A 10,711-nucleotide genomic window follows, 5' to 3' on the forward strand; every position below is an offset into this window, starting at 1 on the left:
CCCCCTCCCCCCCCCCCCCCCCCCCCCCCCCCCCCCCCCCCCCCCCCCCCCCCCCCCCCCCCCCCCCCCCCCCCCCCCCCCCCCCCCCCCCCCCCGCGACCGGTTCGCCGTCCGGGCCCGCGCGAGGCGCCCACCCGGCCGTACGCCGATTCGGGAAACCGGTCCTGACCTGGCGTTATGCGAGATCGCACCTAGGCTGTGGAGGTCTGCTGGACACCTTCGAAGGGGGACTTCATGAGCAAGGACCGCATCGAGTACGACGCCTCCCACATCCAGGTGCTGGAGGGTCTGGAAGCCATCCGGAAGCGACCCGGCATGTATCTCGGGTCGACCGGCGAACGCGGGCTGCACCAGCTGGTCTTCGAGGTGGCCGACCGGGCGGTGAACGAGGTCCTGGCCGGCCGCGCCGGGGCCGTGCACATCACCCTCACGGCCGACGGCTCGGTACGGGTCGCCGACGACGGCCCGGCGCTGCCCGCCGAGGAGGCGGACGCCCTGCTGTGCCGCCTGCCCGCCGGGCGCCGGCACGCCGGCCGGCACGTGGTCGCCCTGGGCCTGGGCGGTACCGGCCTGTGCGTCGCCAACGCGCTGTCGAGCCGCCTGACCACGGAGCTGCGGCACGAAGGCGTCCGCCTGCTGCGGGAGTACGGGCGCGGCGTGGAGGTCACCCCGTCGGCCACGGCGCCGTCGGACCCCGGGGCCGGCACGGGCACCGTGATCACCTTCCGGCCCGACACCGAGATCTTCGGCACGGCCCAGTACGCGTTCGACGTACTGGCGGACCGCTTCCGGGAGCTGGCCTTCCTGAACCGCACCCTGGACGTCACGCTGACCGACCGGCGCGCCGCGGACGGGCGGCGCTCCGAGCGGTTCCGGTCCCCGGGCGGGGCCCGGGAGTTCGTCGCCCTGCTCGGAACGGGGGCAGGGTCGCCCGTCCACTTGGAGGTCTTCGGGTTCGAGCGGGAGGTCCCCGCGATGGGCGGGACGGTGGAGGTGGCCCTGCGGTGGCACGACTCCCCCGGCGGGCGGGTCCTCAGCTTCGCCAACAGCTCGCCCACCCCCTACGGCGGGACGCACGCCGAAGGCCTCCGCGACGGGCTGGCGTCCGCCGTCGGCGCGTTCGCGGGCCGGCGGGGGCCGCTGCCGGCGGCGGAGCCGGGATCCGCCGCCGACCGCGTATGCGAGGGGCTGGTCGCGGTGGTCTCGGTGAAGCTCGACCAGCCCGAGTTCCAGGGCGCCACGCACGGGGTGCTCGGCGGCCCCGCGGTGCGCGACGGCGTCGCGGAGGCCGTGCGGGAGGAAGTGGGCGCCTGGTTCGCGCGGGACCCGGAGACGGCCTCCGCCGTCGTCAACCGCGTGCTGCGGGACGCCCACCCCGCCTGACCGGCTGCCGGAGGCCGTCCCCGTCCCGCGCCGTCCGCGCCGCGGGAGGGGGAACGGCCGGCAGTTCGCCGCAGTCGTGGGTGTAGAGCCAGGCGGTGGCCCTCTCGTGGAAGAGGCGGATCCCCGCCGGCATGACCAGGTCGCGGATCCGCCGCGCGACCGGGCCCGCCGTCTTGGCGTCGCGGTTGCCGCGGGCCGCCCTGACCATCTTGGCGACGCGCGCGGACCGGGCGGTGTCGTACGCGTCGAGGGCCGCCGCCACCGAAGGCTCCGCGGCCAGCGACCGGGCCAGGACCAGTGCGTCCTCCAGGGCCATCGAGGCGCCCTGGCCCGCGCCGACGGGGTGCGCCGCGTCGCCGGTCAGCACGATGCGGCCGTCGTGGCGCACCGGGACCGCTCCGAGCGTGTGCATCAGCGTGGGCCGGTGCAGTTCGGTGGTGGCCGCGAGGATCTCGGACGGCACCCGCTCATGTCCGTAGAGCCCTGCGAGGCGGCGCAGCCACTCCTCGCCGGGCAGGGCGAGGTCCGGCGGTGCGGGGGACGCGACCTGGGCCGACCACCAGATCCGGCCGTCGGGGGCGGCGAGGTGGAGGAAGGCACCGTTGCGGGCGAAGGTCATGTTGAAGAAGCCGGGTTCGGTGTCGACGCCGTCGGCGGTGCCCGAGACGCTGTAGAGGCCGGCGTACGCGGGGACCGGCGCGTCCGGGGCGAGCAGCGAGCGGGTGGCCGACCGGATGCCGTCGGCGCCGACCAGCAGGGACGCCCGCGCCTCACGGCCGCTCGCGAAGACCGCCCGTACGCCCTCCTCGGTGGTGACGGCGTCCACCAGGCGCTCGCCGGTGACCACTTCGGCTCCCGCCGCGAGGGCCTCCGCGCGCAGTGCCTCGACGAGCGCGCCGCGCATCAGGGTCACGCTGTGCAGTTCGTCGCCGTCGAGGCGGCCGCGCGGGACGTCGCCGAGCAGTTTCCCCGAGCCGGACCACATGCGCTGGCGCGGCACGTCGGTACCGGCCCGCCGCACCCGTTCCAGCACACCGAGGGAGCGCAGCACGCGCAGGCCGTTGGAGGCCAGGCTGATGAAGGAGCCGACCTGGCCCGCCGGTTCGGCGTACGCCTCGTACACCGTCACCTCGGCTCCGATCCGCCGCAGTGCGATCGCACTCGCCGCTCCCGCCACTCCGCCGCCGATCACGATGACACGCACACGATCCCCCTGAATCCTGATTCAGTGAATCTCCATTCACCGAAGTGGGGTTCACTATGATGGAGGGTCAGAGGCACGTCAAGCGCGACAAGGAGTTCCGCCCCGTGGGCGTACGCAAGGAGAAGGCCGCGGAGACCGAGGCGGCACTGAAGGCCGCGGCACGGCGGCTGTTCGCCGAGCGCGGCTATCTGGACACGAAGATCACCGACATCACCCGCGAGGCGGGGCGCGCCACGGGCTCCTTCTACGCCCACTTCGCGGACAAGAACGCCCTGCTCCAGGCCCTCATGGAGGACCTGGGCGCGCAGGCGGACACGGAGATCGCCGCGGCGGGCCATCCGGCCGACCACGACCTGACCGACCGTGAGGAGCTCCGCGCGCACCTGGCCGTCACGTGGGACGTGATCCGCGACCACCTGCCGGTGGTCGTGGCGCTGATGCAGACGAACTTCGCCGGCCCGCCCGGCGAGGGGCGCGCGTGGGCGGCCCTCGCCGGGGAGACGGGCGTCCTGCGCGAACACCTGGAGTGGCTGGCGCGGCGCGGCCACCGGCTGCCGGGCGATCCGGCCGTCATCGCCGCGGCCATGGGGGCGATGGTCTCGATGCTCGGCTACGCGGTCGTCACGGCCGGGGAGGGCGGCCCGCGGGCCACCGACGAGGAGATCGTCGACGCCCTCACGGCCCTGTTGCTCCACGGCCTGGCGGGGCCGGCGCCGGGCTCGGACTGATCAGCCGGGGCCCGCGGCCCCGGCCGGGTGCGGCAGGCCGGGGGCGTACCGCAGCCGGCCCCGGAGGCCGAAGAGGTTCGTTCCGCGCCCCCCTCCCCCGCGGCGGGGGGGGCGAACGGATGTCCACGCCGTCACCTGGTCGGGTCAAGCGGCGGCCGTCCGCTACCGCGAATGGTCCAGGATCGGGACACCGGACAGGCCGTTGGCCGGACGGGGTGCCTAACGTCGCTGGGGAGGCACATCGCCCGCAGACCCGTTCACAGACCTGTCCGCAGACCCTTTCGCAGACCTTGTGGAGACACCATGTCCCGTAGAGGCCGCTGGATGGCCGGCGCCTGCGCCAGTACGGCCGCCGTCGTACTGCTCGCCACCGGAGGCGCCCCGGCCCCGGCGCCGCACGGGGTGTCCGGGGGAGGCCCCGGGAAGGGGGTCGCGGTGGGGGCCTACCTCCACTACGGCTCGCCCGGCGTCGACCGGATGCAGGGGCTCTCGCACTGGCTCGGCGGCACCGACCTGCGCGCCGGCCACACCTACCTGCCCGGCGACACCTGGACGAACATCGAGGGGGCGCCCGATTCCCTGCACACCTGGGCGCGGTGGCGCAAGGAGCGTTCGGACCGGCTGTTCGTCCTCAACGTGCCCATGCTCGACCGGAACGAGGCCGACGTCCCCGACGCCCGGGTCGCCGAGCTGCTGCGTGCCGGCGCGGAGGGCGCGTACGACCACCACTTCCGGCGGCTGGCCGGGCGCCTGGTCTCCCTCGGGCTGCAGGACACCGTGATCGTGCTCGGCTGGGAGATGAACGGGTTCAACTACACCCACCGGTGCAAGCCCGATCCGGAGAGCTGGAAGCGGTACTGGCGCAACATCGTGTCCTCGATGCGCTCGGTCCGGGGCCAGCGGTTCCGCTTCGACTTCGCCCCCAACCGGGGCCCGGACGCGGTCGCCTGGACGAAGTGCTACCCCGGGGACGACGTGGTCGACATCGTCGGCATGGACTCCTACGACCAGCCGCCCGGAGAGAGCTTCGAGGAGCAGGTGACCCAGCCGTACGGCCTCCAGCAGCACGTCGACTTCGCGCGGGCGCACGGCAAGCGGATCTCGTACCCGGAGTGGGGGCTGTTCCGCAACGGCGACAACGCCGAGTACATGCGGGACATGCTGGCGTGGATCGCCGACCACAAGCCGCTGTACCACAGCATCACCGACTACTGCCCGCACGGTGTGTGGCAGTGCGGGCAGAACCCGCGCTCCGCGCAGGTGTTCCGGGAGTTCCTGTCGGCCGGCCGGGGCGGGCGGGCGGCGGGCGGACCGCCGCGCCCGGGCGGGCTTCCGGGCGGGGCGGCCGGCCGGGCCGGTGACGGGGTTCCCGGCACTGCCGGTCGCGAGGCGGCGGGACCCGGCGCCCTCTGGGGCGGCTCCGCCCTCGGGGCCGGCACCGGTCCGGGCGCGCGGAATTGACCCGTCCGGACCACGGCCCGTCCGCCGCGTCCCCGGGCGCCCGTCCCAGGAGGGCGGGATGACATTCACGACACGGACCATCGACGTCACCACCGGCTCGGCGGAGACCGTCCATGACCTGACCCCGGCCTGCGCCGGCTTCCTGCGCGAGGCGGCCCGGGGGCGCGACGGTCTCCTCAACGTGTTCACCCCGCACGCGACGGCCGGGCTCGCGGTCATCGAAACGGGCGCGGGCAGCGACGACGACCTGCTCGACACCCTGGCCGGGCTGCTGCCCGCCGACGACCGCTGGCGCCATCGCCACGGCTCCCCCGGCCACGGCCGGGACCACGTGCTCCCGGCCTTCGTGCCGCCGCACGCCACACTGCCGGTCGTCGGCGGCGAACTGGCCCTGGGCACCTGGCAGTCGGTCGTTCTGGTGGACACCAACAAGGACAACCCCCGGCGCACCGTACGGCTGTCCTTCCTCGGCTGATCCGCCGCCACCGGCCCGCACCCCGAGGGGGCGCGGGCCGGTGTGCGTTCATCTCCGGTGCCACTGGCGGCGGTTCAGAGCGGGCGGCCGCCGAATGCGCCGCCGGAGCGGTAGTAGTCGGCCAGTTGGCCGTGGTAACCGGCGTCGCCGAGGTGCTTCTCCCGGTGGAACTCCGGGGCGTTCTTGATCTGTTCCCTGGTCCGGTCGACGTAGACCTTCTCCTCGTCCACGTCGATCCGCGAGACGGTGCCGGCGGGCAGGAGGACCTCCTTGCCGAAGATCCACGGGCCGGTGTCGACCACGAGGTAGGCGGAGCCGGCCTCGTCCGAGTGCCTGTCGACCTTGCCGATGCCGCCGTCGACGGCCTCCACCTCGAATCCGCTCAGGTCGACGCCCCGCAGCCGCCCGGACGTCTCGCGGTAGCCCCACGCGTTCTCGGTCATCAGGAGTGGTCCTTTCCGATCGACGGAAGTCTTTCCTCGTACGACCGCGCCTGCCCCGCATGCGCCCCGGAAAACTCGCGCCGTGTCCGAGCGTGCAAGTGCGGACACTTCGTGCAAAATGGGCGGTCGTCGGGAGCCATTACGCAGTCACCGAGAACAGTCACCATCACGGTCTTGTTCCTGTATCTGAATGCGGAGGTATCACGATTGCCGAAAACAGAAAAACGCGTGAAGAGACATCGCGGCCCCGCCCTGCTCCTCTCGGTCTCCGTTGCCGCCGCCCTGTTCACCCCCGCCCGCCCGGCCCAGGCCGCCTCCCTCTACGGGATAAAGGCCGTGGCCGTCGCAGCTTCCAAGAAAGGCGCACCTTACGTGTACGGGGCCACCGGGCCCGATGAATTCGACTGCTCGGGCCTCACCCTCTACGCCTTCCGCAAGGCCGGCCGGAGCCTTCCCCGCACCGCGGACGCACAGTACGAGAGCACACTCCACATTCCGCACGCGCAGCGCGCACCCGGCGATCTGGTCTTCTTCCCCAAAGGGGGAACCATGGGCCACGTCGGCATCTACGCCGGCCACAACAAGATCTGGCACGCCCCCAAACCCGGCACCCGCGTACGGCTGGAACGCATCTGGACCGGCACCGCCCGCTACAGTCGGGCCAATTGAACGAGCAGCGGGGCGAAACGAACCAGCACCACGAGCGACGGCCCGCCTACCGGTACGAGCGCTGCGCCTCGACGATCCGCCGCACCGAGCGGCCGACGCCGGCCCGGGCCTGGACCCGCTCGGCGAATCCGGGGAACTGCCCTGCCACGGCACTGAGCAGCCGCAGCTCCAGCGGAGCCACGTTGACCTCGCAGAGGTCACGGCGGACGGCCCGTACGACGCCCTCGGCGACCTGTCCCGGCGTCACCGTCCGGATACCGCCCGGCGGGGTGGCGCCCGTCGCCGCGAACATGCCCGCGTCGCGGACGAAGCCCGGCTGCACGAGGGACACCCCCACCCCCGTGCCCCTGAGTTCCTGGCGCAGGGCGAGGGCGAAGCCGCGCAGCCCGAACTTCGTCGCGTTGTACAGGGAGGTCGACCTGGTCGCCGCCTTCCCGGAGATGGAGCCCACCAGCACGATGTGGCCGCGGCCGCGCTCCGCCATGCGCGCCGCGAGCAGCCGGGACAGCAGGACGGGCGCGCGCAGGTTGACGTCGACGGCGCGGTCGAGCTGCTCCTCGGTGTAGTCCAGCAGGTCACCGCTGGCGGGCAGGGCGGCGTTCGCGACGAGGACGTCCGTCCCGGCGCAGGCCTCCGCGAGCCGGAGCACGTCCGGGCGGACGGCGAGGTCTGCGACCACGGTGCGGGCGCCGCACGCGTCGGCGGTGTCCTTGAGGGCCCCCTCCCGGCGCCCGGTGACCGTGAGGCGGGCCCCTTCGGCGGTCAGGCGCGCCGCCAGGGCGGCTCCGATTCCTCCGGTGGCCCCGGTGAGCAGGACGTTCGATCCGGACATCTCCACGACGACTCCCGTACGGCGTTCGCTCCGGCTGCTGTTCGTTCGAACGAACAGTAGGGAGCGCACCGCGCCGTGTCCACACCTCGGACCGCCCCAACTCCCCTGCCCCGCACGGACCGTGGCCCGCTGCGGCCGATGGGGCAGAATGCCGGCATGCCCCGTGCCTCCGAAACCCGCCAGAGCATCATCGACGCCGTACTGCGGATCATCGGGCAGGACGGGATCGCCGCGGTCACCAACCGCCGCATCGCCAGGGAGGCCGAGGTCTCCCTGGGCTCCGTCACCTACCACTTCGCCACCCAGCACGAGCTGCTGCGCGAGAGCCTGCTGCACTTCGTGGCGGAGGAGACACGGCACTTCACGGAGCTCGCCGACACCTGCACGGACGGGCAGTTCGACATCGGGCGGGCGGCGGAGGTGGTGGCACGGGTCGCGGGCGGCGACGCGTTCGACAGCCGCCACATCGCCCCGTTCGAGCTGTACGTCCAGGCCGGCCGCGACGAACGGCTGCGCGCCTCCGCCGCCGAGTGCTTCGCCGCCTACGACCTGTTGGCCGCCCGGGTGCTGAAACACCTCGGCGTGCCGGATCCCGAAGGGCTCGCGGGCACGGCCGTGGCCCTGGTCTTCGGCCGGCAGCTGCGCCGCCTCGCCACCGGGGCCCCGGCCGAGGACCTCGTCGACACCCTGCTGGTCCTCACCCGGCTCGCCCCGCCGCGCACCCCTTAGGGGAACACTCCAAGATCGACTGCGGATCGTTGTCCCCCGCCACGGCTCCGGTCCGCGGCGGTGCTGTCGCAGACTGGCGGGACGCGGCGGCCCGTTGCCGGCCGTCGTGTTGTCCCCGTCCCGGCCGACCCAAGGACCGCCACCGTGACCGAGCGCGTACTGACCCCCCGCAACCGGGGTTTCCTCTTCCTCGACTCCCACCCGACGGGCTGCCGGCGGCTGGTGGACGACATGTGGCAGGCGTGCCCGGCTCCCGCCGAAGTCCCCGCGGGCGACGGCCCGGTGGCGCTGGTCATCGGCTCGTCCGCCGGATACGGCCTCGCCGCCACCCTCGCCGGGCTGCGGCGGGCCGGGATCCGCGGAATCGCGGTCTCCTTCGAGAAGGCCCCCACGGCGCGGCGTACCGCCACCGCCGGCTGGTACCGCACCGCGGCCACCGCCGGCATCGCCCGCGCGGCCGGGCGGGACCTGGTCTTCCTCAACGGCGACGCGTTCTCGGACGCGATGAAGGACCAGGTCGCCGAGCTCCTGGAGCGGCGCTTCGGCGGCCGGCTCGACTACCTGGTCTACTCGGTGGCCGCGCCCCGCCGCACCGACCCCGACACCGGTGCCGCGTACGCCTCCGTCCTCAAGCCGATCGGCGCGGCGAACCGCACCAAGACCCTCGTCTTCGACGACCAGGGCACTCCCGAGGTCCGCGAGGTCGAGACCGGACCGGCCGAGGGCGACGACGTCGAGCAGACCGTGGCCGTGATGGGCGGCGCGGACTGGGAGCGCTGGATCGACCACCTCGCGGGACGGGGCCTGCTCGCCGAGGGCTTCGCCACCGCCGCACTGTCCTACATCGGTTCGCCGCTGACGGCGGCGATCTACCGGCAGGGCACGATCGGCGTGGCCAAGGCCCACCTGGAGGCCACTGCCCGCACCCTGGACGAGCGCCTCGCGAAGACGGTGGGCGGGCGGGCCGTGACCTCGGTCAACGGCGCGGCCGTCACCCAGTCCTCCACCGCCATCCCCGGCATCGCCCTCTACACCGGCCTGCTGCGCGGCGTGCTCGGAGAGGAGCTGGTCCCGCCGATCCGTCAGCTCGCCGCCCTGTGGGACCAGCTGACCGGCGCGGCCCCGCTCGCGCAGGACGACGAGGGCCGGATCCGGCTGGACACCTGGGAGCTCACCGACGAGGTGCAGGCGGCCGTCGCCGAGCGCTGGGAGGCCGCCACGACCGGCACCATCGCGGGCCTCGCCGACCTCGACTGGTTCCGCGACGAGGTCCGGCGCCTGTACGGGTTCTCGGTGCCGGGCGTCGACTACACCGCCCCCGTGGCCACCGAGGTCCCCTGGCCCGCTCCCTGAACCCCGGCACCGCATGAACCCCGACACGGCCCGGCCACCGTCCGGTGTTCCCGCCGGGCGGGGCGGTAGGGTGCGGCGCGTGTCGGAGCATCAGCGCGATCTCGTCGGGTACGGTGCCGAGCCGCCGCACGCCGCCTGGCCCGGCGGGGCGCGCGTCGCCGTCAGCCTCGTGCTCAACTACGAGGAGGGCGGCGAGCGGAGCGTCCTGGAGGGCGACCCGGCGTCGGAGGGGTACCTCCACGAGATCGTCGGCGCGCCGCCGGTGGTCGGCGGGCGCGACCTGAACGTCGAGTCGATGTTCGCCTACGGCTCGCGGGCCGGGTTCTGGCGCGTCCACCGCACGCTCGCGGAGCACGGCGCGCCGCTCACCGTCCACGCCGTCGGGCAGGCGCTGGAACGCAACCCCGACGCGGCACGGGCGATGGGCGGGGCCGGCTGGGAGGTGGCGGGCCACGGCTGGCGCTGGACCGACTACCGCGACGTGCCCGAGGAGACCGAGCGCGCCGAGATCGCGCGCTGCACGGCGACGATCGAGCGGCTCGTCGGGCGCCGGCCGGTCGGCTGGTACACCGGCCGCACGAGCCCCGCCACGCGGCGCCTCGTCGCCGAGGAGGGCGGTTTCCTCTACGACTCCGACGACTACTCGGACGACCTGCCCTTCTACGTCGAGGCGGCCGGCCGTCCGCACCTGGTGGTGCCGTACAGCCTGGACGCGAACGACTTCAAGTTCCTGATCGTGCACGGCTTCACGACCGCCGACGACATGCTCGGCTACCTCGTCGACACGTTCGACGCCCTCCACGCCGAGGGCGCGGACCGGCCGCGCATGATGAGCGTGGGCCTGCACTGCCGGATCATCGGCCGGCCCGGTCGCATCCGCGCGCTCGACGGCTTCCTGCGGCACGTCGCGCAGCGCGGCGGTGCGTGGATCACCACCCGCGAACGCATCGCACGCCACTGGCTGTCCACGCACCCGCCCGCCCGCTGACGCCCAGCCGTCCGACGGGCGGAAGCCGCTCCGGCCGCGCACACCCTCGCGCGCCCCGCGCGACCGCGTGCGCGCCGTTGTGACGGGGGCGGCGGTTCCCTACGGTGCTCGACGCGGGTCCGGCGTACGCACGGGAACCAGGGGGGAACATGACCGCACCGGAAGGGAACCCGCCGGGCGAGCCCCGGCCGAGGGGGAGGATCTTCCAGACCTCGACCATGACGGCCATGCTGGAGGGCGTCTACGAGGGCACGACCACCATCGCCGAGCTCCGCCGGCACGGGGACTTCGGCATCGGCACCTTCGACCGGCTCGACGGCGAGATGATCGTCCTCGACGGCCGGTGCTACCGGCTGCGGGGGGGGGGGGGGGGGGGGGGGGGGGGGGGGGGGGGGGGGAAGAGGGGGGGGGGGGGGGGGGAGGGGAGGGGGGGGGGGGGGGAGGGG

At 74.1% G+C, this 10,711-nt stretch carries 12 protein-coding genes; 9 read left to right on the forward strand and 3 right to left on the reverse strand.

From position 1 onward, the window contains the following. Nucleotides 1-234: 234 nt before the first annotated feature. The gene (locus AC07A6_RS25565; protein ID WP_478778682.1) at nucleotides 235-1,383 is read left to right on the forward strand and encodes an ATP-binding protein; all 1,149 of its coding nucleotides are present in this window, start codon (nucleotides 235-237) and stop codon (nucleotides 1,381-1,383) included. Here AC07A6_RS25565 and AC07A6_RS25570 read toward each other — a convergent pair. Then, entirely contained in the window at nucleotides 1,349-2,587 is a 1,239-nt protein-coding gene (locus AC07A6_RS25570) for an FAD-dependent monooxygenase (RefSeq protein WP_478778683.1), read from the reverse strand. The two genes, AC07A6_RS25565 and AC07A6_RS25570, sit on opposite strands and share 35 nt — an antisense overlap. Before the next feature lie 59 nt (nucleotides 2,588-2,646). Between AC07A6_RS25570 and AC07A6_RS25575 the strand changes: the two genes are divergently transcribed. The 3 genes from AC07A6_RS25575 to AC07A6_RS25585 all read left to right on the forward strand — a co-directional run bounded on the left by AC07A6_RS25575 (nucleotide 2,647) and on the right by AC07A6_RS25585 (nucleotide 5,251). After that, nucleotides 2,647-3,315 (forward strand): TetR/AcrR family transcriptional regulator, encoded by a 669-nt coding sequence (locus AC07A6_RS25575; RefSeq protein WP_478778684.1) that lies wholly within the window; start codon nucleotides 2,647-2,649, stop codon nucleotides 3,313-3,315. 303 nt (nucleotides 3,316-3,618) lie between these two features. After that, on the forward strand, nucleotides 3,619-4,776 hold the full coding sequence (locus AC07A6_RS25580; RefSeq protein WP_362473995.1) for a glycoside hydrolase family 26 protein: 1,158 nt from the start codon (nucleotides 3,619-3,621) through the stop codon (nucleotides 4,774-4,776). Between the two features lie 58 nt (nucleotides 4,777-4,834). Then, a complete protein-coding gene (locus tag AC07A6_RS25585; RefSeq protein WP_478778685.1) occupies nucleotides 4,835-5,251 on the forward strand; it encodes a YjbQ family protein in 417 nt (138 codons plus the stop codon). 74 nt (nucleotides 5,252-5,325) lie between these two features. Here AC07A6_RS25585 and AC07A6_RS25590 read toward each other — a convergent pair whose 3' ends face one another. Beyond that, a complete protein-coding gene (locus tag AC07A6_RS25590; protein ID WP_478778686.1) occupies nucleotides 5,326-5,694 on the reverse strand; it encodes a PRC-barrel domain-containing protein in 369 nt (122 codons plus the stop codon). A gap of 174 nt (nucleotides 5,695-5,868) precedes the next feature. Between AC07A6_RS25590 and AC07A6_RS25595 the strand changes: the two genes are divergently transcribed. Continuing rightward, a complete protein-coding gene (locus AC07A6_RS25595; RefSeq protein ID WP_478778687.1) occupies nucleotides 5,869-6,363 on the forward strand; it encodes a C40 family peptidase in 495 nt (164 codons plus the stop codon). A gap of 46 nt (nucleotides 6,364-6,409) precedes the next feature. Here AC07A6_RS25595 and AC07A6_RS25600 read toward each other — a convergent pair whose 3' ends face one another. After that, entirely contained in the window at nucleotides 6,410-7,195 is a 786-nt protein-coding gene (locus tag AC07A6_RS25600) for an SDR family NAD(P)-dependent oxidoreductase (protein ID WP_386275703.1), read from the reverse strand. 156 nt (nucleotides 7,196-7,351) lie between these two features. On the opposite strand from AC07A6_RS25600, the gene AC07A6_RS25605 reads away from it, so the two are divergent. From AC07A6_RS25605 to AC07A6_RS25620, 4 genes are all read left to right on the forward strand, one after another. After that, nucleotides 7,352-7,924 carry a TetR/AcrR family transcriptional regulator gene (locus tag AC07A6_RS25605; RefSeq protein ID WP_478778688.1) on the forward strand — a complete coding sequence of 191 codons (573 nt, stop codon included), beginning with the start codon at nucleotides 7,352-7,354 and terminating at the stop codon, nucleotides 7,922-7,924. Nucleotides 7,925-8,068: 144 nt separating this feature from the next. Next, the gene (gene fabV / locus AC07A6_RS25610; RefSeq protein WP_478778689.1) at nucleotides 8,069-9,277 is read left to right on the forward strand and encodes an enoyl-[acyl-carrier-protein] reductase FabV; all 1,209 of its coding nucleotides are present in this window, start codon (nucleotides 8,069-8,071) and stop codon (nucleotides 9,275-9,277) included. 79 nt (nucleotides 9,278-9,356) lie between these two features. Continuing rightward, nucleotides 9,357-10,265, forward strand: a complete 909-nt coding sequence (puuE, locus tag AC07A6_RS25615; RefSeq protein WP_362473975.1) for an allantoinase PuuE — start codon at nucleotides 9,357-9,359, stop codon at nucleotides 10,263-10,265. A 149-nt stretch (nucleotides 10,266-10,414) separates the two neighbouring features. Continuing rightward, a partial coding sequence (locus AC07A6_RS25620) for an acetolactate decarboxylase (protein WP_478778739.1) occupies nucleotides 10,415-10,711 on the forward strand: 297 nt, incomplete at its 3' end.

The organism is Streptomyces sp. NPDC044002, assembly GCF_056434525.1.